Source organism: Sphingomonas sp. Sph1(2015) (assembly GCF_001970915.1).
GTDB classification, from domain to species: domain Bacteria; phylum Pseudomonadota; class Alphaproteobacteria; order Sphingomonadales; family Sphingomonadaceae; genus Sphingomonas; species Sphingomonas parapaucimobilis.
Genome location: NZ_MQUI01000002.1, coordinates 97,185 through 120,386, shown reverse-complemented (window position 1 = coordinate 120,386; position 23,202 = coordinate 97,185). Strand labels below are relative to the sequence as shown.

Genomic DNA, 23,202 nt, shown 5'->3' with positions numbered 1-23,202 from the left:
CAGAGGGGAGGTCTAGAAGCGCGTCGACGCCGAGAGGTAGATGGTGCGCCCCGTCCGGCTGGCGAGCTGGAAGGTGTTCGCGTTGGTCTGATAGGCGTCTTCGTGCGTGTTGTTCAGGTTGATGATGCCCGCCGTGAAGCTGAGATAGCTGGCGGGCGTGTAGCCCAGCGCCAGGTCCATCTGGGTGCGCGGGCGCACCACATGGGTCAGGCCGCCATTGACGAAGAAGCTGGACGCCGCGTCCTGGACGTACGAGCTGCGGTGGTTGACCGACAGCCGGACGCTGAACATCTCGTTTTCCCAGTACGGCGTCAGGTTCCAGGTCAGCTTCGACAGGTCGCGCAGGTTGAAGCCGGTGCCGATCGCGCTGGCATCGGTGTCGACCACGGTGACGTTGCCGACCGCGCCGAAGCCCTTGACGGGCAGGATCGCATCGAAATTCTGCGATGCGCCCAGCTCCAGGCCCTTGATGTGGATGACCCGGTCGTCGTTCAGCACCCGGCTGAAGCTGTAATCGGTCTTCAGGTCCGCCGATTGGCAGTCGCTGACCACGCCGTTCAGTGCGACGCCGTCGAACGAGCCGGGGCAGTAGAATTGGGTGAAGGTGCCGTTCTTCACCGCCTTGTAGAAACCGGCCAGCGTGATCGAGTTACCCTTGCCGTGATAATATTCCAGGCTGACGTCCAGCTGGTTGGCGGTCAGCGGCTTCAACCGGCTCTCGCCCTGCGCGACCGAGACGCTGGGCCGCAGGCTGGTGGTGACGCGGGTGATGGTGTCGGCCATCTGCGTCTGGCTGTTGAGCAGAGGCCGGACCAGCACCTTGGCCGCCGCGATGCGGGCGACGAGGTGCGGGGTCACGTCCAGTGCGAAGCTCGCGCTGGGCAGGACGTTGCCATAATCCTGCACGACATGCTGCTGGCCGAGAAGGGTCGCGTCGCTGCCGGTGCCGTTGGTCAGGCTGCTGGTGACGTTCTGGTGGGTATGTTCGTAGCGGACGCCGACATTGCCGCGCACGGGCAGGTTGAAGATCGTGCCGTCGATATTCGCCATCGCATAGACTGCTGGGATATAACGATCGACGCGGTAGGTGTTGGGCCAGTCGGGCGTGTCGGGCACGCTGATGCCCTTGTCGCGCAGGATCTGCTGCCACAGCGGGGCATTGACCGACAGGAAGCTGCTGGGGATCGCCATCGACCCGCCCAGGAAGTTGTTCACCAGCACGCCGGTCTTCGACAGGTCGGGGATCCAGGCGAACTCGGGGTACGTGACGGGATCGCTGACATCGGCGTCGCGGTCGTGGCGATACGCCTTGGTGTCGAAGCTCTCGTGATGATATTTCGCGCCGAAGACCAGCGCCTTGATCCCGTGCCAGTCGAGATCCTGGGTCAAGTCGGTCTGGACCGCGCGGTCGCGGGCCGACTGGATATGCGTCGCGCCGTCGACGAAGGCGTACCAGGTGCGGTTCGCCATATTGTAGATCGACCCGTCGGTCAGGCTGGCGGTGTTCCACTTGACGTTGAACGGATCGGAGATGTCGAGCTGGCCGCCGTTCGCGAAGCGCACCTCGTCGATGGTCGCCCATTCGTACAGCTTGGCATCGCCCTGGGTATAATGGCCGATCGCCTTGATATGGGTGGTGTCGGTCGGGCTCCAGTTGACCGTGCCGGTATAGGCCTGGGTCTGGAGGTTGCGCAGTTCGGGCTGGTCGTTGTTGTCGACGTTGAAGTTGCTGATATTGATATTGTTCGCGACGCCGTTGGCCTTGCTGTTGACCGTCACCGCCGAGGCGGCCCAGCGGCCGAAGACCATCTGGCGCGTGTCGTAGCGGGTGTGGTCGCGCGAATATTCGCCCTGCAACAGGACCTCGAAATTGTCCTCCGGCTTCCACTGGATCGCGCCGCTGCCCATCAGCTGCTCGGTATCGCGGTCGATCCGGCGATAGCGGAGATTGCCCGGCACCTGCGCATCGGAGGCCCCGGCAACGGTGCCCGGCTGATACCAGTTCTTGATGAACAGATAGTCGCCGCGATCCTTCAGCTTCTGATAGCCGACATCCAGCATGACGCCGATCGTGTCGTCGGCGAAGCGCTTGATATAGGCGGCGTTGACCTTGGGCGTCGCGGCCTTGCGATAGTCGGAATAATAGCCCTTGATGCCCGCGATGAAGCTCGGCCCCTTATAGGCGAGCGGCTTGACCGTATCGATGTTGACGGTGCCGGCCAGCCCGCCCGTATCCATGTCGGCGGTCGGCGACTTGATGACCTGGATCGCGCTCGCCAGATCGGTCTGGATGATGTCGTAGCGGAATCCGTCCTTGAAGTCGGCGCTGGCGAAGGTCTGGCCGTTGATCGTGGTGCGCGCATATTGCGGACCCAGGCCACGGATGCTGATCGTTGAGCCGCGACCGTTGATGTTGGACATCTGGACGCCCGCGATACGCTGGATCGCCTCGGTGATGTTCTGGGCGGGAAACTTGCCGATATCCTCCGACGAGATGCCGTCGGTGATGCGGATGTCGTTGCGCTTGGCGGCGAGCGCCGAGGCGATGCTCTGGCGATAGCCGGTGACGGTGATCTCGTTCTGGGCATCGGCCCCGGCGGTGTCGGTCTGGGGCGTCGCCTGCGCGGCATCGGCGGCGGCGGCGATGCTGGTGGTCGAGGTAGCGGCGGGGCCGCCGGTCTGTGCCATGGCGGGCACGGCGATCATCGCGGATGCGGCCCAGGCCGCGGTAAAGGCGGTCGTGTGAAGCAGGCATTTGCGCCGGAGACGCGACGCGTCGTGGCACGGTGACATGGTCATGCTCTTTCCCTCCCTCTGATCCCGACGCGGGGCACATCGCGCCGGGCTTCCCCGAGACTTTGCCGGACGGGCTATCGGCGGCCGGCGGGAAGCAGGGGGCGTCGGCGGCCGGAACGGGGTGAGCGTTCACGGACCGGGATCGGCCGTCTCATCTGCTGCGTCGGGACGCGGAGCCTGTCCGAAGTCCGCCGTCATAAAGGCCGCCTGATCCTTTGGATCATGTGCGCCCATCACGCCGAAAGACCGAATATTTCTTTCTGCATCGCGGTGTTGTAATCTTATGGTCTTATCGGTGACATGGAATGGTCATGCCTGTCAACGGGGTGGAAAGCGGTTTCACGCGGAAATTGGTCAGGACAATGGCTGGCAGAAAATAGCCGTTTAATATCAATATTTTACGATTGTGAATATTTTGCCATTTCAGGTCGGAAGGGGACCCTGGTAGGTAGAGCAACGATCGATCCATGCCGAGCGGGCACCATTCCGAACGCCGAGTCTGGATTGGTATTGCGCTTATTGGTTCGGCCAATTGGCCTGGCTGGTTCGGGCGGGTCGCGCCACCCGGATGGTCCGCCCGTCGTCCTTGACGGACAGGTCGAACAGCGCACCGATCAGCGTCAGGCTTTCAAACGGCGTGTCCAGCCGGAAGCGGCCGTTGAACGTCTCGTCCGCCAGCGCCGGATCGGCCAGCCGGATGGGCCGCGCGCTGTAGCGGCCGAGCCGGGCGACCGCATCGCCCAGCCGGATCCGGTCGCCGCTCAGCCAGCGATCCTGCCACCCCTGATAGCGGGCGACATCGAAATCATGGACCATGATCCGCCCCGCGCCCGCCTCCGCCCAGTGCCCGCCGGTCACGACCACCGCCGCCTGGCCGGGCACGGTCAGCCTGACGCGCCCGCGATAGACGCGCAACTCGCTATGCCCCGCGCCGCGATCGACGCTGAAATTGGTGCCCAGCGCGACCATCTGTCCCTCCGGCGTGGTCACGGCAAAGGGCCGGGCGGCGTCATGGCGCACCTCGAACCGCGCCGCGCCGCTCTCCAGCGTCAGGTCGCGGCCGCTATCCGAAAAGGCGATGGCGACGCGCGAGTCGGCATCCAGCGTCATGTCCGAGCCATCGGGCAGCGCCACCTGACGCTGCTGCCCGACCGAGGAGGCATAGACCCGCTCGACCGTCGCGTCCGGGGCGGCGACATGCCAAATGACCGGCGCCGCCACGGCAGCGGCCAGCGCGGCGGCGAGGCCGACCGCGACCCGGCGACGGGGACGCACCATTCCCGATGCGGCCCAGCGGCGCGGTCGTGCGCGGGGAAGGGGTGGGGGAGGCGCAACGTCGCGTGTGGCCTGCTCGACCACATCGAACAGCGCCGGATCGCCGAGCAGGCGCACCATCCGCGACAGCGCCGCGCGGTGCTCGGGCGCCGCATTCAGCCATGCGCCCAGCGCGGCCCGTTCATTGCGCGATAGCGTGTCGAGCCGGTCGGCCCAGTCCGCGGCCTGCTCCAGCATGGTGTCGCGATCAGTCATGCAGGCGACCTCCCCGCACGGGAAGGTCGTCGATACAGCCGTCCAGATCGATCATCGCGCGGAGCAGATGCTTCTTCACCGCTTCGACGCTGAGGCCCATGTCCTCGGCGATCTGCTGGCGCGACTTGCCCTCCAGATGCCGTTCGACAAAGACCGCGCGGCGTTGCGCAGGGAGTCGCGACAGCGCGGCCTGGAAACGATCGTAACGCTGGCGATAGTCGAGGATTTCATCGGCCAGCGGCAGGGCGCAGGCGAGTTCGGGGTCGACCGGCGCGTGGGTCCCGCTCCCCCGCCGCCCGCGATTGTAGATGACCGAGTCCGCCACGCGAAAGCCATAGGCGAGCGGCTGGTCGATGACCTGCTTCCGCTCCTGCTCGATGACCCGCATGATCGCCTCCTGCACGATATCCTCCGCCTGTTCGGGGTCGCGTATGCGTCTGCGGACATAGGTCAGCAGACGCGTCCGTCCCTCCGCGATCCAGGCGCTCGCGTCGGTCATTCGGTCCCGTTCAGGAAGAGCCGGTTGCATCGCATCCGGGGACAATCCTTATCGAAAAAACACCGCGCCAGCCCTTGGGCGGGCCGACGCGGGAGAGGTGCCCTTGATATCCCGGACGGGCCGGACATCAAGGGCGTTCGGGGATCAGGATCAGAAGGTGACGCGGACACCGCCCAGCAGGGTCGTGCCCGAACGGGTCACGACGTACAGCCGCCGGGTGCTGTTCGAATATTGCTTCTCGCGCTGGTTGGTCAGGTTGATGCCGTTCAGCGTCAGCTGGACGTTCTTCGTGACCGCATAGTGCGCCGACATGTCGACATAGACCGTGCCCTCGAACCCGGTCACGTCCTGGTCCGGCCCGAGCGCGGTCAGCACCGGCGAGGCGCTGAAGATATAGCCACTGCGGCAATTGGCCGAGACGCGGGCGTCGAACGCCTTGTCCTGATAATAAAGGGTGGCGTTGGCGTTATACTTGCTCAGCCCCTCCAGCGTGGTCGGGATGCTGCCCTGATAGATCTTCGAATAATCCAGCCGCGAGTCGACATAGGTGAAGTTCACCGCCGTGCCCAGCCGGTCGAAGGGGGCGGGCAGGAACTTGAAGTCGGTCTGGCCGGACAATTCGATGCCGAAGAGGTTGGTCTTGGCCAGGTTCACGGGGCGCGAATAGCTGTCGACCACGGTCGATCCGGTCACGCCCGGATAGAGATTGTCCGGCAGGCCCGTCTGCGAATAGGGCACGTTGTTGATCGTCTGGGTCGAGATATAGCCGTCCAGATTCCTGTAGAACAAGGCGGCGGCGACGTAACCGACCGATCCGAAATAATATTCGGTGGAGATATTATAGTCGTTCGACTTGTACGGGCGCAGGTTCGGGTTGCCGATCGACACGGTGACATTGCCGTTGTCGTTCGTCACCGACCCGTTGACCGCCAGCGCGCCCAGCGCCGGGCGGTTGATGTTCTTCGAGGCGGCGAAGCGTAGCATCAGGCCGGGGTTCAGCTCGAAGATCAGGTTGGCGGCCGGGAGCACGCCCTCATATTCGCCGCGCACCGTGACGGGGCCGACATTGGCCGTACCGTTGGAGGTGACATTGGTACGGTAATAGCGCGCACCGATATTGCCGCGGAACGGGATGCCGCCCAGGATATGGTTCCAGTCATACTGGACGAAGGCGGCGCTGGTCCGCTCCTCGACCGCGTATACGCCCATCTTGTTGTTCAGATATTGCGCGCGGTTGATGCCCAGCGTCTGGAGCATCTTGGGGAAGTCGACGATCGTCCAGTCCTGCCCCGAATAGCCGGTATAGGTCCGGGCATAGGCGCTGGGATTGGCGTTGACCTTGCCCGACACGAAGCTGCTGGTCAGGATATTGTCCTGCTCGGCATAGTATCCACCATTGGCGAAGCGACGCCATTCGCCGCCGACGCTGATCGTGTCGTCGGGAGTGATCTTATAGTCGAAGCGGCCCTTGATATTGTCGAACGCCGAATCCTGGAACGTTTTGTTCACGTAGAGGCGCTTGGCGTGCCAGAAATTCGGGTCGGTCGTGTTGAACTTATAGGTGTTGACCAGCGAATAGGTGCCGCCGCGATAGTCGGAGGTGACGTCGCCAAACCCTTCGAGGGTGAACTTGTCGTTGACCGGCATGTCGTAGCGCGACCGCTCGACACCGCCCAGCCAGGTGAAGGTCAGCCCGTCGACCAGCTCGGCATCGCCGCTCAGCACCACCTGCTTGAAGATGTTCTTGGTGTTCTGGACGCGGGTCTCGGTCGACGCCTTGCCGCCCGAGACGTCGAGATAGGTCACCTCGTTGCGATCGTTCCACTGGATCGCGTTGACCCGCGAGTTGGGATAGACGGTGCCCGCAAAGGTCTCGCCGCCGCCCAGCCAGGTCGAGCTGCCGCCGCCGCGCGAGGCGAGGTGGGTCTCGAAACGGTCGCCCTTGAACTGGCCGTACAGGCCGTCGAGCGTGACATGGACCTTGTCGGTCGGCGCCCACTGGATCGACGAGGTCAGGCCGATGCGTTCCTGCTTGCTGTCCCATACCGACAGACGGTTGCCGCGCGCGAACAGCAGGTCGCCCGAGTTGATCTTGGCCTGCTCGGCGGCGGTCAGGCGGCTGATGTCGCTGCCATTCGCCTTGTTGCGGCGCCAGCGGTAGGTGTCGAAGCCCTCTTCGCGGGTGTTTCGGCGGCTATAGGCGCCCGACACCAGGATGCCGAAATTGCCCCAGTTTTTGGAGATCAGGCCGGTCAGGCGCGGCTGGAAATCGCGGGTCAGTGTGTTGCTGCCACCTTGCGCCGACAGCGCGATCTTGGTGCCCTTGTAATCGAAGGGGCGCGCGGTGAAGAGGCCGACGGTGCCCGCCAGACCACCCTCGGTCTGCTGCGCCTGGTACGACTTCTCGACATCGACATGGTTGAACAGTTCGGCGGCGAACAAGTTGAAGTCGAAGGCGCGGTCGCGCGTCGTCTGGCCCCGGCTGTCCTGCGGCGAGTCGACATTGCCCAGCACTTCCATGCCGTTCAGCTGGACGCGGGTGAAATCGGGACCCAGACCGCGCAAGGAGATGCGGCGCCCTTCGCCCGCCTCGCGGTTGATCGCGACGCCGGGCAGGCGCTGAAGCGCTTCGGCGAGGTTCAGGTCGGGGAAGGCGGCGATGTCGGACGCCGATATCGAGTCCTTGATGATCGTCGCGTCGCGCTTGGAATTGCGCGCCTGCGCCAAGCTGGTGCGGTATCCGGTGACGACGACATCGCCGCCCTCGGTCGTCGCGCCGCCGGTGGCCCCCGCCGTTGCCTGATAGCCCTGATCCTGGGCCAGTACCGGCTGCGCGACAAACAGCGCGCTCGACGCGAGCAACAGCGTTCGCTTGGTTCCCATCACTTCAAACCCCCAAAAGACAAATGGCTCGTCCAGCCATGAGGACGATCGCGGGGAAGACGGGGGTTGCCGCCAAACGGGGACAAGGAATTTTGTAAAAGTTTTAAGACATTTATGGCGTTTTTGTTACAACGGCGCACCGCTTGTCTTGGGCGTTGAAAGTTTTGAAAGACCCTGTCCCCGATAGGCTGCCTACGGGCTCTTGGGAACGATGGGCCAAGTCTTCGGAAGGGATGGGTAGCATGGCGGAGCGGACATGGTGGGGGCTGGCGGCTTCGGTGGCGCTGGCCGTCTCGATCCCGACAGCAGCAGCGGCGCGCGATACGGCGGGCTATCTGGCGGCGGGCGAGGGACTGGACCTGGCGGCGGTGCTGCCGGGACCGCCGACGCCGGGATCGCCGCGCGCGCTGGCCGATGCGCGGGCCTTTCGTGACAGCCGCGCGCTGAACGGCATGGCGCGCTGGCAGCAGGCGACGGCAGACGTCTCCAGCGACATGGGCGAGCGTTTCGCGACCGCGCTGGGCTTCCGGCCCGACTGGACCAAGCTGCCCGTGACCCGTGCGTTGCTGGCGAAGTTCGATGCGGATCGCTCGGCGGCGATCGGATCGGCCAAGGCGCATTGGCAGTCGAAGCGGCCCTTTATCGGCAACGACCTGCCCATTTGCGAGCCGCGCAGGCCTGGGCTGATCGCCAATGGCGATTATCCGTCGGGGCATACCGCGCATGGGTGGGGCTTTGCGCTGCTGATGGCCGAGCTGCTGCCCGACCGGGCACAGCCGATCCTGGCGCGCGGGCGCGACTATGGTGACAGCCGCTGGATCTGCGGCTCGCACAGCCAGAGCGCGGTCGAGGGCGGTTACATGGCGGCGAGCGCGGTCGTGGCGCGCGAACACGGCAATGCCGCATTCCGGCGCGACATGGCGGCGGCGGCCGAGGAACTGGCGCGCTACCGGGCTAAAATCGCCAGTCCGCGCTGAACGAGACGACCCGCCCCTGCTGCGCGCGGACGGTGACGACGCCGCCATTGTCCCCGGCTTGCACCTCTCCGCCCAGTGCGTCGCCCTGCATGATCGCGATCCGGTCGAACAGGTTGGTCGCGCGTAGCCTGAGCGTCAGTTTTTCGGCCGGGTCCCACGCCGCGCCGAGGCCGACCAGCGCGAAGCCGGGCAGCGCCAGGCTGTTGGCGTCATCGGCATAGCGCCGCCCCATCGCCGAGACATCGCCGTCCAGCGTGACGCCGGTGCCGGGCAGGGCGGCGCTGGCCGACAGGCTGGCCATGATGCGCGGCACCCGGCGGGGGATGCGTCCGCTGAGGTCCGTCACGGTCAGCGCGCCGCCGGTCACGCTGGCGATGCGATAGGATTGCAGGCGCGGGTCCTGCCACGTCACCGTCGCACGGAGCGACAGGCCGGGCAGGGGCGCGGCCCCGGCCCCGACTTCCAGCCCGATGGTGCGCGCCGCCGCCTGATACGCCCCCACCCGCACTGCGCCGGTCGCCGGATCGAGCGACAGGTCCGGCAGGGATATGTCGGGAAAGCGGCTGGCGAAGAGCGTCGCGTCGAGGCCGGTGGTGCCGTGCCGCCAGATCAGCCCCAGTTCGGCTTGCTCGATGGTCAGCGCGCGGGGATCGTCGTCGTCGCCGATGCGGAACACGCCGGGATCGGGCAGCCGCATCGCACGGGTCGCTCGGGCAAAGCCGCCCAGCCGGTCGCTCGCCCGCCAGTGCAGTGCCAGAGTCGCGGCAGCGCGGGCGATGCGCTTCGACCGCGCGTCCCACAGCCCCGATCCGACCGCGATCCGGTCGTCGGCCAGGGTTGTCGGATTACCGCCGTCGATGATCATGGGGCGCTCGACCGTGGCCGACAGCGCGGCGCGCTCGTGCCGCAGGCCCCAGTCGAGCCGCCAGCGTGGCGCCAGCTGCCATTCGTCGGCGGCGTAGAAGGCGATCATATGCTGGCGACCGCGCACCGCCTCATAGGTCGAACCCGTGCTGAGCAGCCCGTTATCGGTCGCCCGCCCCAGCACCCGCCCGCCCGCGTCCAGTGCGACCAGATCGAGCCGCCGCCCCTGCTCGCGTGCTTCCAGCAGCACCCGCGCGACTGCGCGCCGAAAATCCCATCGATAGCCTACCGCGTAGAGGCCCAGCGTCAGGTCGTGATGCCCCGCCGCCTCCAGCGCATGGGCATAGGACAGGTCGATCATGCCCTCGTTCAGCCGGGTATCCGCCGCCACCGGGTTCAGCATGATAGCCCGCTCGTTGCCGGGCAGCGGGGTAAAGGCGCTGCCGTCACTGGCATGGCGCAAGCTGACCTGCGCGGTGGCCGGAAAGGCGGCGGTCAGGCGCGGCAGCGCGTCGGCCATGACCCGCGCCGCCGGGATGGCGCCGCCCGAGGAGGAGAGGGCGTAACGTTCGGTCCGCGACGCGCGGTAATGGGCGCGCAGGGTCAGCACGCCGCCCCCAACCGGCTGCGTCCAGGCCAGCGAGGGCGTGACCATCCGGTTGCGGTTGTTGCGCCCCAACGGCCGCTCGCCCAGTGCCGCGAAGCGCAGTCGGTCCAGCTCCGGCCCGAAGAAACTTCCTCGTCGGGGATCGAAGCCGGGAAGCACTGCGATCCGCCCGCGCGCATAGAGCATGGGAAAGGACGAGATGTTGAGCGTATCGTCGTCCAGTCCATGCACCGCCAGCGATAGCTGTCCACCGTCGCCCAGGTCATGATCGGCACGCACCCGCAGCTGTCCGCCGCCCAGCGTCGAGGCGATCCGCCGTACCGTCGGGTCGCGCGTCGCCGAGCCGCCCGCGATCACCCGCCAGCCATCCCCGACCGGCCCGGTCGCATAGCCCTCGAAGCGGATCAGGCCGTAATCGGTCGTGGTTGCCCGCATCTCTCCGCTCGGACGGTCGCGGGGCGCGCGGGTGCGCAGGTTGAGCACGCCGCCCGGCGCATTGCTGGCAAAGATCGCGGAGGGACCGCCGCGCACATAGTCGCTGCTCTCGATCATCAGGTCGGGGCGGACGAACTGGTCGATATCGGTCCAGGGCAGCGTGTCGTGCTGCACCGGCAGGCCGTCCTCCTGCACCGCGATCGCCTGATAGCCGTCGAGCGGAATGCCGCGCACCCGGATGGTGTTGGCCGCCACCCCGGCCGAGGTATCGACCCATAGCCCCGGCAGGCCCGAGAGCAGCTCCGCCAGGCTCTGCGGCGGGCGGCGTGCCAGTTCGACCGCATCGAGGTGCGAGGCGGAATAGCTGCGCTCCAGCTCACCCTGGACCATGGTCCCGCGACGGCCGCTGACGATCACGTCGGGGCCGGTCATCGGGTCTTCGGGCGGCGGCGCGGGGCGCGTGTGCGGCGGGACAATGCGTGGCATGGGACCGATGGCGCGCACGACGATACCGCCCGCGATCCGGCGGCAGGACAGACCGGCGGGCGCGCACCAGCGGGACAGCGCGGTCGACAGGCGCATCCGGCCCCGGAGCGCGGGCGAGCGGCGTCCCGCCAGATCGCCCGGCCGCGCGACCAGCGCCTCGCCCGCCTGACGTGCCAGCCGGTCCAGACCCGCGCCCACCGGCTGGGCAGGAAGATCGATGGGAAGCAGGGGATCGCCTTGCGCGGCGACCAGCGCCAGCGCGACGAGCATCGTCATGGCCGCCCCCCTGGCGGACCGGAAATCATTCGTCCCCTGCCGTTCCTGTCACTACCAAATCAGCATCTTGCCGCCGCGCCCTTAGGCGGCAATTGTGTAGCGCGCATGTCACTGGCAAAAGTCGTTTCAAATGATACTAAGGGCGTCGACGGAGGATGACATGCAGGATGCGATGACGCGGTGGCAGTTCTGGATCGATCGCGGCGGCACGTTCACCGACGTGGTGGCGCGGCGCCCGGACGGGAGCGTGGTCACCACCAAGCTGCTGTCCGAAGACCCGGATCGCCGCTACGACGCGGCCGAAGCCGCGATCCGGCAGCTGACCGGCGTGGGCGACGGACCGCTTCCGGCCTGCGGTGTCCGCATCGGCACGACCATCGCGACCAACGCGCTGCTGGAGCGACAGGGGGAGCCGGTGCTGCTGGCGATCACGCGCGGCTTCGGCGATGCGCTGGCGATCGGGTATCAGGACCGGCCCGATATTTTCGCGCGCGACATCCGCCGCGCGCCGCCGCTGTTCGCCGAGGTCGTCGAGATCGACGAGCGGGTGACGGAGGATGGCCATGTCCTGACCCCGCTCGACCGCAAGGCGGCGGCCGCCGCCTTTGCGCAGGCCCATTCGCGCGGGCTGCGATCGATCGCCATCGTCCTGATGCACGGGTGGAAGCATCAGGCGCACGAACTGGCGCTGGCCGAACTGGCCGAGGCGGCGGGCTTTACCCAGATTTCGGTCAGCCACCGCACCGCGCCGCTGATCCGGCTGGTCGCACGCGGCGATACGACGCTGGCCGATGCCTATCTGTCGCCGGTGCTCGGCCGTTACGTGAAGGGCCTGGAAACCGGGCTGGGCGAGGCGGCGGCGGGCGGATTGCTGTTCATGCAGTCGAGCGGCGGGCTGGTCGCGGGCGATCGTTTCCACGGCAAGGACGCATTGTTGTCGGGACCTGCGGGCGGGATCGTCGGCATGGCGCGTACGGCACGTGGCGCGGGCTTCGACCGGGTGATCGGCTTCGACATGGGCGGCACCTCGACCGACGTGTCGCTGTTCGCGGGAAGTTATGACCGCCGTTCCGATGCGGTGCTGGCCGGAGTGCGCGTGGCGGTGCCGATGATGCGGATCGATACGGTCGCGGCGGGCGGCGGGTCGATCTGTCACTTCGATGGCGGGCGCTTGCTGGTCGGCCCGGCCTCGGCGGGGGCGGAGCCGGGACCGGCCTGTTACCGGCGCGGCGGGCCGCTGACCGTGACCGACTGCAACATGATCCTGGGCAAGATTCAGCCAGGGCATTTCCCCGCGCTGTTCGGCCCGGACCGCAACTCGCCGCCCGACCGCGAGGCCGCCGAGCGCGCGCTGGCCGAACTGCTCGATCAGGTGGAGGCGGCGACCGGCGAACGGCTGGACCCCATGGCGGCGGCCGAAGGGTTGGTCGCGATCGCGGTGGCCAGCATGGCACGGGCGATCCGCGCCGTCTCGGTCGCGCGCGGCGAGGACCCGGCTTCCTATGCGCTTGCCTGTTTCGGCGGGGCGGGTGGGCAACATGCCTGTCTGGTCGCCGATGCGCTGGGCATGGCGCAGGTGCTGATCCATCCGCTCGCGGGGGTGCTGTCGGCGGTCGGCATCGGGCTGGCCGATCGCAGCGTGGTGCGCGAGGCGACAGTCGGCCTGCCGCTGGGCGACGATGCGCTGGAGGCATCGCTGGCCGAGCTGTCCGCCGCCGCCGTCGCGGGGCTGGCGGAGCAGGGCGTCGATCCGGCGGCGGTGCGGCTGAGTGCGCTGGCGCAGCTTCGTTATGCGCGCAACGACCAGACGATCGGCGTCGTCTGGGATAGCCCCGAGGCGATGGCCACATCCTTCGCCGAGGCGCATCGCCAGCGCTTCGGCTTTGTCGGCGAGGATGCGCTGGTCGTCGATCAGCTGCGGGTCGAGGCGATTGCGGGCGGCGAGGCGCAAGACCTGCCAGCGCCGGTCCTGGCCGGGCGGACGGCCGATCCGGTCGATCGCGTCGTCATGTATCTGGCGGGTGCGCGGCATGACGTGCCGGTCCACGCCCGAGAGGGACTGGCGGCGGACACGGTTCTATCGGGACCGGCCCTCATCATCGATCCGGTGTCGACCGTCGTGGTCGAACCCGGCTGGTCCGCGCGGGTGCTGGCGGAGGGGACGCTGCTCCTAGAACGGGTTGCGGCACGAAGCGAACAGGCGGCGGAGGAAAGCGTCGATCCGGTCCGGCTGGAAATCTTCGCCGGGCTGTTCATGGGCATCGCCGAGGAAATGGGCGCGGCGCTTCAGCGGAGCGCGGCCTCGGTCAATATCCGCGAGCGGCTGGATTTCTCCTGCGCGATCTTCGACGCCGAGGGCGGGCTGGTCGCCAATGCGCCGCATATCCCGGTCCATCTGGGTTCGATGGGCGAGAGCATCCGCACCGTCATCCAGGCACGCGGAAACACGATGCGCGAGGGACAGGTCTATGCCCTGAACGATCCCTATCGCGGCGGTACGCACCTGCCCGACATCACCGTCGTCATGCCGGTCTTTGCCGGGGGCGCGGCACCCGCCTTCTTCGTGGCGGCACGCGGGCATCATGCCGATGTCGGCGGTACGACGCCTGGCTCGATGCCGCCGGACAGCCGGACGCTGGCCGATGAGGGCGTGGTCTTCGACGATGTGCTGATCGTCGAGGACGGCGCGATGCGCGAGCAGGCGATCCGCGATCTATTGGCCAGCGGCCCTTACCCGGCGCGCAATATCGACCAGAATATCGCCGACCTCGCCGCGCAGGTCGCGGCCTGCGCACGCGGGGCGGACGGGCTTCGTCAACTGGCCGCGCAACAGGGACAGGGCGTCGTCACCCGGTACATGGCGCATGTCCAGGCCCATGCCGAGGCGATGGCGCGGCGGATGATCGCCACGCTGTCCGATGGCGCGTTCCGCTACGCGCTGGATGACGGCGCGGTCGTCGCGGTCCGCGTGACGATCGATGCGGATCAGGGCAGCGCGACGATCGACTTCACCGGCACCAGCGAGCAGCGGCCGACCAACTTCAATGCGCCGCTGGCCGTGACCCGCGCCGCCGTCCTTTACGTCCTGCGTCTGCTTGTCGATGAGGCGGTGCCGCTGAACGAAGGGTTCCTCCGACCCGTGACGCTGATCGTGCCCGAAGGATCGATGCTCAACCCGCGTTTCCCCGCCGCCGTGGTGGCGGGCAATGTCGAGGTCAGCCAGGTCGTGACCGACACGCTGCTGGGCGCGCTGGAGGCGATGGCGGCCAGCCAGGGGACGATGAACAACCTGACCTTCGGCGACGACAGCTATCAATATTACGAGACCATCGCGGGCGGCGCAGGCGCCGGGCCGGGGCATGATGGCGCGGACGCGATCCAGACGCACATGACCAACAGCCGGTTGACCGACCCGGAGGTGCTGGAGACGCGCTATCCGGTGCTGCTCGAACAATTCGCCATCCGGCGCGGGTCGGGCGGGTCGGGCGAACGGCACGGCGGCGACGGCACGATCCGCCGCCTGCGCTTCCGCCAGTCCTTGCGCGCCGCGATTCTCAGCAACCGCCGCGTCGTGCCGCCCTTCGGCCTGAACGGCGGCGGGGCAGGGCAGTCAGGCCATAACCATGTCGAGCGGGCCGATGGCACGGTCGAGGAACTGGCCTCGACCGCCGGGATCGACATGGGCGAAGGCGACGTGCTGATCATCGAGACGCCGGGCGGCGGCGGCTATGGGCGGGGGACGCGCTGATGTGGGTGCTGGCGGGGATCGTCGTCATCGCGGGCGGCTTCCTGCTGCGCTTCAACCCGCTGCTGGTCATCATCGTCTCCGCGCTCGTCACCGGCTTTGCGGCGGGGCTTGATCCTGTGCGCATCGTCGCCACCTTCGGCCATGCCTTTAACGAGACGCGCTATGTGACCGCGATCTATATGGTCCTGCCCGTGATCGGCCTCTTGGAACGGCGGGGGCTTCAGGCGCGGGCGCGGGCTTTGGTCGGCGGGCTTCGCGGCGCGACGGCGGGGCGGCTGCTGACCGGCTATCTGCTGTTCCGGCAGGTGACGGCGGCGCTGGGCCTGACCTCGGTCGCGGGGCCTGCCCAGACCGTCCGCCCGCTGGTCGCCCCGATGGCGGAGGCCGCCGCTGAGCGTCAGGGCGGCGCGCCCAAGGACGCCGACGGGGTCAAGGCGATGGCGGCGGCGACCGATACGGTCGGGCTGTTCTTCGGCGAGGACATCTTCCTGGCGGTCGGATCGATCCTGCTGATGAAGGGCGTGCTGGAGGGCTATGGTATCCTGCTGGAGCCGTTCCAGCTGTCGATCTGGGCGATCCCGACGGCGATCGCGGCGTTCGTGATCCATGGCACGCGGCTGTGGTGGCTCGACCGGCGGCTGTCGCGGGGCGGCGCGCGATGATCGGGCTGAACCTGGTCTATGCGGTGGCGGGCATCGTCTTTGCGGTCTTCGCGCTTCTGTCGGCGCGCGATCGGCGCTTTGCCAATGCCGCCTTTTATGCGCTGATCACCATATCCTTCCTGTTCGGCAACCTGCTGGGCGATGTGGCCAACGGCGTACTGGTGCTGGCGCTGGTCGGCATCGCGGCCTCGGGGCGGATGCGTCGGGCCGAGGTCGTGGAGCCTGCCGAAGATCGTTACGGCGCGAAGGTCTTCATTCCTGCGCTCATCATCCCGGTCGTCGCCCTGGTCGGTACGCTGGCGTTCAAGCATGTGCCGATGCTGGTCGACCCGAAGCAGGCGACGCTGGTGGCATTGACGCTGGGCACCATCATCGCGCTGGTCCTGTGCGGGGTGTTGTTGCGGGCGAAAGTGGCAGAGCCGTTCGTCGCCGGGCGCGGGCTGATCGACGATATCGGCTGGGTCGCGGTGATGCCGCAGATGCTGGCCAGCCTGGGCGCAGTCTTTGCGCTGGCGGGGGTAGGGGGTGTCGTCGGTACACTGATCGGCGCGGTGATCCCGGCGGGCAGCGTGATCGGCGCGGTGCTGGCCTATGCGCTGGGCATGGCACTGTTCACCATCGTCATGGGCAATGCCTTTGCTGCCTTTCCGGTGATGGCGGCGGCGGTCGGCGTGCCGATCCTGATCCGCCAGATGGGTGCGGACCCCGCCATTGTCGCCGCCGTGGGCATGCTGGCGGGGTTCTGCGGGACGTTGATGACGCCGATGGCGGCCAACTTCAACCTGCTGCCCGCCGCGCTGCTGGGGCTGAAGGACAAATATGCCGTCATCCGCGCGCAGGTGCCGACTGCGCTGCCGCTGCTCGCCTTCAACATCCTCCTTCTCTACGGAATGATCGCATGACCCGGTTGGACCGATCCGCCGCCGAACGCTTTGCCGCCATGACGCTGGGCCATGTCGGGCGCGAATATCCCAATGTGCTGATGCACGTCCTGAACGGGCCGGAGGATGCGCGCACCCCGTCCGAGCTGCACCCGATCTTTTATGGCAGTTTCGACTGGCATAGCTGCGTCCATGGCTGGTGGCAGTTGCTGCGCCTGATCCGCCACTATCCCGATCTGGAGGCTGTGCCCGCGATCCGCGCCCGCGCCGATGCGGTGTTCGTGCCCGACAAGGTGGCGGGTGAGCTGGCCTATCTGGAGCGGCCAGGCGCGGCGGGGTTCGAGCGGCCCTATGGCTGGGCCTGGATGCTGGCGTTGCACGACGAGGCGAGCCGTCATGATGCGAACTGGGCGAAGGTACTGGAGCCAATGGCGCGGTTGTTCGCGCGCCGTTTCGCCGACTTTCTGCCCCGCCTGACCTATCCCCTGCGGGTCGGCACGCATTTCAACAGCGGCTTTGCCCTGACGCTGGCGTGGGACTGGGCGGAGCAACGCGACGCTGTATTGCGCGAACGGATCGCAGCGGCGGCGCAGAGCTGGTTCGGGCAGGACCGTAGCTGTCAGGCCTGGGAGCCGGGCGGCGACGAATTCCTGTCGCCCGCCTTGTGCGAGGCGTTGCTGATGAGCCGGGTGCTGAATGCCGCCGCTTTTCGCGAATGGTTTGACGACTTCCTGCCGCATGTCGCAACGGGCGAGCCTGCGACGCTCTTCACCCCCGCCATCGTGTCCGACCGGACCGACGGCAAGATCGCGCATCTCGACGGGCTGAACCTGACCCGCGCCTGGTGCTGGCGGGTGATCGCCGCGAAGCTGGGGCCGTCGCATCCGGTCGCGGATCGCGCGAAGGCGACGGCGGAGGCGCATCTGGCCGCCAGCCTGCCGCATTTGGGCGACGATTATATGGGCGAACACTGGCTCCCCACCTTCGCCCTGCTGGCGCTGGAGGCGGGGTGAAGGTGCGGGCCGCCTGTCAGATCTTCAGGTGCGCGGTCCGGTCGCGCTTCGCCGCCAGCGCCTGACGCACCTCCGCGACGGCGCGAGCCTCGCTGGCGATCAGCAGGCCCTCGAGCGCGGCGGTCAGATGCCGCTGCATCGCCACCCGCGACGCGACGGGATCGCGCGAACGCAGTGCTTCCAGGATCGCGGCATGATGCTCGACGATCGGGCGGACGTCGATCTCGCGGACCTTGGCGTCGAGCAGCACGCTCTCGGCCGAGCGTAGCCGTTGTTCCCATAGCCGGTCGATCGTTTCCAGAATGGCGCTGTTGCGCGTCGAGCGGGCGATCAGCGTGTGGAAGGCGCGGTCGGCGTGGAAGGCACCACCGACCGTGTTGTTCTCTTCCTCGATCGCATCGACCAAAGTCGCCAGCTCGTCCAGTTCGCTGTCGGTGATCTGCGAAGCCGCCAGCGCCGCCGCCTCCGGCTCGAACAGCAGTCGCGCCTCGGCCACCTCCATCGCGGAGACGCCGAAATCGGGCGTCTCGCCCTGACCCGGCAACGCGACGACATGCGCGCCCGACCCGATCCGTACCTCGATGAAACCCTGGACTTCCAACGCGATCAGCGCCTCGCGGATGACCGGACGACTGACGTCGAACCGCGTCGCCAGCTCGCGCTCGGCGGGCATCCGCGTCCCGATCGGGTAGCGGCCCTCCTGCAACTCGGTAATCAGCGTGCGGGCGAGTTCCCGGTAGAGCCGGTCCTGGGTCGTATTGTTGTCCATCAAGACCCTTATAGGGGCCGAGCCGGGATGCTGGTCAAGCGCCAGTGTCAGACCAATGTGTGTCAGACCAATTTAGACGTTCCGCCGCCATCGGTTTCGACCACGGTCGTCCCGGCGGCGCTGGCGGCTTCGCGGAGGCGCGGATCGGCCCTGTCGGTGACGAGGAAATCGACATCGCCCATGTCGCCGACCCGCACCGGCGCGGCGCGTTCCAGCTTGGACCCGTCGATGGCGAGCAGCACCTGCCGGGCCTGGGCGATGATCGTCTGCGACACCCGCACCTCGTCCACGTCGAAGTCGAGGAAGCTGCCGTCCGGATCGATCGCCGATGCACCAATCAGCGCCATGTCGACCTTGAACCCCCGGATGAAGTCCATCGCCAGCGCGCCCACGACCGCCCGGTCGCTGGCGCGGACCCGGCCCCCGGCGGCGATGACCTCGATCGAGGGGCGACCGCCGAGAATGTCGACGACGTTCAGATTGTTGGTGATGACCATCAGGTCGCGGTGATCGACCAGCGCGCGGGCAATGGCCTCGGTCGTGGAGCCGATATTGATGAACAGGCTGGCCCCGTTGGGTACGAGTGCGGCCGCGGCGACCCCGATCGCGGCCTTGGCGGGAGCGGCGACGCTGCGTCGCTCGGCATAGGCGAGATTGTCGGTGCCCGAGGTCACGACCGCGCCGCCATGCACCCGTGCCAGCATCGACTGGCCCGCCAGGATGTTCAGGTCCTTGCGGATGGTCTGCGGCGTCACGCCCAGCTTTTCGGCGAGTTCATCGACGCTGACGCTGCCCGTCCGCCGCGCCACGTCGAGGATCGCGGCATGACGGCCTGCGACGATCTCTGCCGATCCGGGGGCGGGGGGCTTCACGCGACGCCCTGTCCGGCCAGATAGGCCGCCAGCCGCTCGGTCGTCTCGGGGGGTACGTGTAGGCCCAGCTTGCTGCGGCGATAGAGAATGTCTTCGACCGTTCGCGCCCATTCGGTCTTCACCAGATAGTCGACTTCGGCGGTGTGCAGCCCGCCCCCCAGATCTGGGCCGAGATCGCCGTGCGCCAGGATCGCATCGACGCGCGTGCCATAGGCGCGGGCGAGACGACGCAGCAGGGCGGGGGACAGATCGGGGTGCCGGGCGGTCAGGGCGCGCAGGAAGGCGTCGAAGTCGGCGTCCGCGATATCCCCGCCGGGCAGCGCCGCCCCGGCCGTCCACGCTCCCCCGGCGGCGGGGAAGAAGCGCGCCAGTTCGCGCATCGCGTGTTCGGCGAGCTTGCGATAGGTGGTGATCTTGCCGCCGAAGATATTGAGCATCGGCGCCCGACTCTCGCCCTCCGCGCCCGTATCGAGATCGAGCACATAGTCGCGCGTCACCGCCGAGGCATTGGCCGAATGATCGTCGTAGAGCGGGCGGATACCGGCATAGCTCCACACGATATCGGCTTGCCCGGTCTTCCGTGCGAAATAGCGGTTCACCGTGTCGAGCAGATAGGTGGTCTCTGCCGCGCTGATCGATGCCTTGGCGGGCGCATCGGTCCAGGGTTCGTCGGTGGTGCCGACCAATGTGAACCTGCCCTCATAGGGGATGGCGAACACGATCCGGCGGTCGTCATTCTGCAGCATGAAGGCATGGTCGCCGTCATAGAGCTTGGGCACGATGATATGGCTGCCCTTGACCAGCCGGACGCCGCGATCGCGCCGCGCCCCATGGGTGCGGCCGATGACGTCGGCGACCCAGGGACCCGCCGCATTGACCAGTGCGCGGGCGCGGACGGTGCGGGTCTCGCCCGCCGCCTCGATCGTCGCGACCCAGCCATCGCCTTCGCGCTGTGCGTCGATCAGCTTGGTACGCGTTGCGATCTTTGCCCCCCGCTCGGCGGCATCGATCGCGTTGAGCACGACCAGGCGGCTGTCCTCGACCCAGCAGTCCGAATAAACGAAAGCCTTGCCCTTTCGCGGCGAAAGCCCGTCACCCAGCGCCGAGCGCTCCAACGCAACGGTGCGCGTGCCCGGCAGTTTCTCGCGACCGCCCAGATGATCGTAGAGGAACAGGCCCAGCCGCACCATCCAGGCGGGGCGCGGCGACTGGGTCTGCGGCAGGACGAAGGACAAGGGCCAGATGATGTGCGGCGCCATGTTCAGCAGCCGCTCCCGCTCGATCAGCGCCTCCCGCACCAGCCGAAACTCGCCATATTCCAGATAGCGCAGACCGCCATGGATCAGCTTGGTCGAGGCCGAGGAGGTATGGCTCGCCAGATCGTCCTGCTCGACCAGCAGCACCGACAGGCCGCGCCCGGCGGCGTCGCGCGCGATCCCTGCGCCGTTGATGCCGCCGCCGACGATCAGCAGGTCGATCATGTCGCTGTTCCGGTCCACCATGCTGCCGAGTCCCTGTTTTCCTACGCCAGCCCTGATATACCCTCCGTCAGGAAAACGAAAGCATTGACGTTCATATGAAAGCGTGTGACGTTCCGAAACGAAAACAGGGAGAGGGGTGAGCGATGGCGTCGCACATTCTGGTGATCGATCAGGGCACGACCTCGACGCGCAGCATCATGTTCGATGGACAGGCCCGCCGGGTCGCCATCGCACAGGCCGAGTTCGCACAGCATTACCCCGCACTCGGCTGGGTCGAGCATGACCCGGAGGATATCTGGCGCGATGCGCTGGCCACCGCGCGCAAGGCGATCGAGGATAGCGGCGTCGCCGCAGTGCAGATCGCTGCGATCGGCATCACCAACCAGCGCGAGACGGCGGTCGTCTGGGACCGTGCCACCGGCGAGCCGATCCACCGCGCCATCGTCTGGCAGGACCGGCGCGGCACCGAACTATGCCAGACGCTGAAGGCCGACGGAGTCGAGGATCTGGTGCGCGAGCGGACCGGCCTGCTGATCGACCCCTATTTCTCGGCGACCAAGCTCGCCTGGCTGCTCGACCATGTCGAGGGCGCGCGCGGGCGGGCCGAGCGGGGCGAGCTGGCGTTCGGCACGATCGACAGCTTCCTGCTCTGGCGGCTGACCGGCGGCGCGGTGCATGCGACCGACATCACCAATGCCAGCCGCACGATGCTGTTCGATATCCATCGCGGGGTCTGGGACGAGGAACTCTGCGGGTTGCTGCGCGTGCCGATGGCGATGTTGCCGGAGGTGCATGACAATGCCCATATCTTCGGCACCACGACGCCCGATCTACTTGGCGCGGCGATCCCGATTGCGGGTATGGCGGGGGACCAGCAGGCGGCATTGTTCGGCCAAGCCTGTTTCCGCCACGGCATGGCCAAGTCGACCTATGGCACCGGCTGTTTCATGCTGCTCAACACGGGCGAGACGGCGGTGGCATCGAAGCACCGGCTGCTGACCACGCCCGCTTATCGGCTGAACGGCAGGACGACCTATGCGCTGGAGGGATCGATCTTCGTCGCGGGCGCGGCGGTGAAGTGGTTGCGCGATGGGCTAGGCGTCATCACCCATGCCAGCCAGACCGACGACCTCGCGACGCAGGTGCCCGACAGCCACGGCGTCTATATGGTCCCCGCATTCGTCGGCATGGGCGCGCCCTATTGGGAGCCGGATGCGCGCGGGGCGATCTACGGCCTGACTTTGGGGGCAAGTGCGGCGCATCTGGCGCGTGCGGCGCTGGAGTCGGTCGCCTACCAGACGATGGACCTGGCCGAGGCGATGAAGGCCGATGCGGGCGAAGGCCCCGCCATCCTGCGCGTCGATGGCGGTATGGCGGCCAATGATTGGCTGTGCCGCTTCCTCGCCAACATGATCCAGACGCCGGTCGAGCGGCCCGCCGACCTGGAGACGACGGCGCGCGGGGCGGCTTTCCATGCCGGGCTGGCGACGGGGGTGTGGTCGGGCCTCGATGCGCTGGAACAGCTCTGGTCGCGCGAGGCGTGTTTCGAGCCGGGCATGGCCGGGGATGCCCGCGCGCCGCTGGTCGCCGGATGGCGCGACGCGGTGGCGCGGACGCTGGCCAAGCCGGGCGCGTGACGATGGCGGTGCGGCCTCTGCTGGTCGGCAACTGGAAGATGCATGGCGATGGCGGCGACTTGCCCGTCATCGCGGCGATCGGTGACGCGGCACGGCAGCATCCGGCGGTCGACGTCGCGTTATGCCTGCCGGCGACGCTGATCGACCGAGCGCGTGGCGTTTGTCCCGACCTGGCCATCGGCGGGCAGGATTGCCATGCGGAGCCGAGCGGCGCGCATACTGGCGATATTTCCGCCCCGATGCTGCGCGAGGCGGGGGCGTCGCTGGTCCTGCTGGGCCATAGCGAGCGGCGGCAGGATCATCATGAGGACGACGCAACCATTGCCGCCAAGGTGCGGACCGCGCGAGCGACGGGCCTGAAGGTCGTGCTATGCGTCGGCGAAACGGCGAAGGATCACGCTGCCGGGCGTTCGGCGGCGGTGGTTCGGGAGCAACTGACCCGTTCGCTCGCCGGGACGGACGGGCACGGGATATCCATCGCCTATGAACCCGTCTGGGCGATCGGTGGCGATAGTACCCCCGAACCGGCGGAGGTCGCGGCCATGGCCGGGCTGATCCACGATACGGTTTCGGGTACGCGTGTCCTGTATGGCGGTTCGGTCACGCCAGAAAACGCTGCGGCGATGTTTGCGCAGGGCGGAGTCGATGGCTTTCTCGTCGGCCGACAGAGTTTGGATGCCGATACCTTTACGGCGATCTTGGCGTTGATGGATTAAACTTGCTCCGCTGTAAGGGGAGGGGGACCAGCGAAGCCGGTGGAGGGGTGTCCCGCTATCGAGAGGGTTG

Annotated in this window: 15 protein-coding genes; 7 read left to right on the top strand and 8 right to left on the bottom strand. The window is 67.5% G+C overall.

Going from position 1 to position 23,202, the window contains the following annotated elements; translation table 11 throughout:
* Positions 1 to 12: 12 nt before the first annotated feature.
* The 4 genes from BSZ14_RS01525 to BSZ14_RS01510 all read right to left on the bottom strand — a co-directional run bounded on the left by BSZ14_RS01525 (position 13) and on the right by BSZ14_RS01510 (position 7,708).
* On the bottom strand, positions 13 to 2,799 hold the full coding sequence (locus BSZ14_RS01525) for a TonB-dependent receptor (protein ID WP_083748033.1): 2,787 nt from the start codon (positions 2,797 to 2,799) through the stop codon (positions 13 to 15).
* Between the two features lie 513 nt (positions 2,800 to 3,312).
* Positions 3,313 to 4,326, bottom strand: coding sequence for a FecR family protein (locus BSZ14_RS01520; RefSeq protein ID WP_076709437.1), 1,014 nt, complete (start codon positions 4,324 to 4,326; stop codon positions 3,313 to 3,315).
* A complete protein-coding gene (locus BSZ14_RS01515) occupies positions 4,319 to 4,825 on the bottom strand; it encodes an RNA polymerase sigma factor (RefSeq protein WP_076709435.1) in 507 nt (168 codons plus the stop codon). Before BSZ14_RS01515 ends, BSZ14_RS01520 begins: the two co-directional genes overlap by 8 nt.
* A gap of 150 nt (positions 4,826 to 4,975) precedes the next feature.
* Positions 4,976 to 7,708 (bottom strand): TonB-dependent receptor, encoded by a 2,733-nt coding sequence (locus BSZ14_RS01510; protein ID WP_076709434.1) that lies wholly within the window; start codon positions 7,706 to 7,708, stop codon positions 4,976 to 4,978.
* A gap of 242 nt (positions 7,709 to 7,950) precedes the next feature.
* Here BSZ14_RS01510 and BSZ14_RS01505 point away from each other — a divergent pair, with 242 nt between their 5' ends.
* The gene (locus BSZ14_RS01505; protein ID WP_076709432.1) at positions 7,951 to 8,685 is read left to right on the top strand and encodes an acid phosphatase; all 735 of its coding nucleotides are present in this window, start codon (positions 7,951 to 7,953) and stop codon (positions 8,683 to 8,685) included.
* On the opposite strand, the gene BSZ14_RS01500 is transcribed toward BSZ14_RS01505, so the two are convergent.
* Positions 8,663 to 11,353, bottom strand: a complete 2,691-nt coding sequence (locus tag BSZ14_RS01500; protein ID WP_076709431.1) for a TonB-dependent receptor domain-containing protein — start codon at positions 11,351 to 11,353, stop codon at positions 8,663 to 8,665. The two genes, BSZ14_RS01505 and BSZ14_RS01500, sit on opposite strands and share 23 nt — an antisense overlap.
* 160 nt (positions 11,354 to 11,513) lie before the next feature.
* On the opposite strand from BSZ14_RS01500, the gene BSZ14_RS01495 reads away from it, so the two are divergent.
* The 4 genes from BSZ14_RS01495 to BSZ14_RS01480 are packed head-to-tail and all read left to right on the top strand — an operon-like array spanning position 11,514 to position 17,657.
* Entirely contained in the window at positions 11,514 to 15,101 is a 3,588-nt protein-coding gene (locus BSZ14_RS01495; RefSeq protein WP_445190529.1) for a hydantoinase B/oxoprolinase family protein, read from the top strand.
* The gene (locus tag BSZ14_RS01490) at positions 15,101 to 15,763 is read left to right on the top strand and encodes a DUF969 domain-containing protein (protein ID WP_076709429.1); all 663 of its coding nucleotides are present in this window, start codon (positions 15,101 to 15,103) and stop codon (positions 15,761 to 15,763) included. Before BSZ14_RS01495 ends, BSZ14_RS01490 begins: the two co-directional genes overlap by 1 nt.
* On the top strand, positions 15,760 to 16,665 hold the full coding sequence (locus BSZ14_RS01485) for a DUF979 domain-containing protein (RefSeq protein WP_076709507.1): 906 nt from the start codon (positions 15,760 to 15,762) through the stop codon (positions 16,663 to 16,665). The genes BSZ14_RS01490 and BSZ14_RS01485 overlap by 4 nt, the downstream gene beginning before the upstream one ends.
* Entirely contained in the window at positions 16,662 to 17,657 is a 996-nt protein-coding gene (locus tag BSZ14_RS01480) for a DUF2891 domain-containing protein (protein ID WP_076709428.1), read from the top strand. The genes BSZ14_RS01485 and BSZ14_RS01480 overlap by 4 nt, the downstream gene beginning before the upstream one ends.
* Before the next feature lie 16 nt (positions 17,658 to 17,673).
* Here BSZ14_RS01480 and BSZ14_RS01475 read toward each other — a convergent pair whose 3' ends face one another.
* The 3 genes from BSZ14_RS01475 to BSZ14_RS01465 form a co-directional block, all read right to left on the bottom strand.
* Complete coding sequence (locus tag BSZ14_RS01475; protein WP_042490680.1) at positions 17,674 to 18,426, bottom strand: FadR/GntR family transcriptional regulator; 753 nt, start codon at positions 18,424 to 18,426, stop codon at positions 17,674 to 17,676.
* Between the two features lie 62 nt (positions 18,427 to 18,488).
* Positions 18,489 to 19,298: a DeoR/GlpR family DNA-binding transcription regulator gene (locus BSZ14_RS01470; RefSeq protein WP_076709426.1), complete on the bottom strand. Its 810-nt coding sequence runs from the start codon at positions 19,296 to 19,298 to the stop codon at positions 18,489 to 18,491.
* A complete protein-coding gene (locus tag BSZ14_RS01465) occupies positions 19,295 to 20,800 on the bottom strand; it encodes a glycerol-3-phosphate dehydrogenase (RefSeq protein WP_076709425.1) in 1,506 nt (501 codons plus the stop codon). Before BSZ14_RS01465 ends, BSZ14_RS01470 begins: the two co-directional genes overlap by 4 nt.
* A 122-nt stretch (positions 20,801 to 20,922) precedes the next feature.
* On the opposite strand from BSZ14_RS01465, the gene glpK reads away from it, so the two are divergent.
* Together glpK and tpiA are read left to right on the top strand one after the other, a co-directional pair.
* Entirely contained in the window at positions 20,923 to 22,416 is a 1,494-nt protein-coding gene (glpK, locus tag BSZ14_RS01460; protein WP_076709423.1) for a glycerol kinase GlpK, read from the top strand.
* Between the two features lie 2 nt (positions 22,417 to 22,418).
* On the top strand, positions 22,419 to 23,132 hold the full coding sequence (gene tpiA / locus BSZ14_RS01455) for a triose-phosphate isomerase (protein WP_076709506.1): 714 nt from the start codon (positions 22,419 to 22,421) through the stop codon (positions 23,130 to 23,132).
* Positions 23,133 to 23,202: the final 70 nt, after the last annotated feature.

Coding starts and splice junctions, on each gene's coding strand:
- BSZ14_RS01505 (WP_076709432.1), top strand. CDS start 7,951: ATGGCGGAGCGGACATGGTGGGGGCTGGCGGCTTCGGTGGCGCTGGCC.
- tpiA (WP_076709506.1), top strand. CDS start 22,419: ATGGCGGTGCGGCCTCTGCTGGTCGGCAACTGGAAGATGCATGGCGAT.
- BSZ14_RS01525 (WP_083748033.1), bottom strand. CDS start 2,799: ATGACCATGTCACCGTGCCACGACGCGTCGCGTCTCCGGCGCAAATGC.
- BSZ14_RS01520 (WP_076709437.1), bottom strand. CDS start 4,326: ATGACTGATCGCGACACCATGCTGGAGCAGGCCGCGGACTGGGCCGAC.
- BSZ14_RS01495 (WP_445190529.1), top strand. CDS start 11,514: ATGCAGGATGCGATGACGCGGTGGCAGTTCTGGATCGATCGCGGCGGC.
- BSZ14_RS01475 (WP_042490680.1), bottom strand. CDS start 18,426: ATGGACAACAATACGACCCAGGACCGGCTCTACCGGGAACTCGCCCGC.
- BSZ14_RS01485 (WP_076709507.1), top strand. CDS start 15,760: ATGATCGGGCTGAACCTGGTCTATGCGGTGGCGGGCATCGTCTTTGCG.
- BSZ14_RS01500 (WP_076709431.1), bottom strand. CDS start 11,353: ATGACGATGCTCGTCGCGCTGGCGCTGGTCGCCGCGCAAGGCGATCCC.
- BSZ14_RS01490 (WP_076709429.1), top strand. CDS start 15,101: ATGTGGGTGCTGGCGGGGATCGTCGTCATCGCGGGCGGCTTCCTGCTG.
- BSZ14_RS01515 (WP_076709435.1), bottom strand. CDS start 4,825: ATGACCGACGCGAGCGCCTGGATCGCGGAGGGACGGACGCGTCTGCTG.
- glpK (WP_076709423.1), top strand. CDS start 20,923: ATGGCGTCGCACATTCTGGTGATCGATCAGGGCACGACCTCGACGCGC.
- BSZ14_RS01465 (WP_076709425.1), bottom strand. CDS start 20,800: ATGGTGGACCGGAACAGCGACATGATCGACCTGCTGATCGTCGGCGGC.
- BSZ14_RS01510 (WP_076709434.1), bottom strand. CDS start 7,708: ATGGGAACCAAGCGAACGCTGTTGCTCGCGTCGAGCGCGCTGTTTGTC.
- BSZ14_RS01480 (WP_076709428.1), top strand. CDS start 16,662: ATGACCCGGTTGGACCGATCCGCCGCCGAACGCTTTGCCGCCATGACG.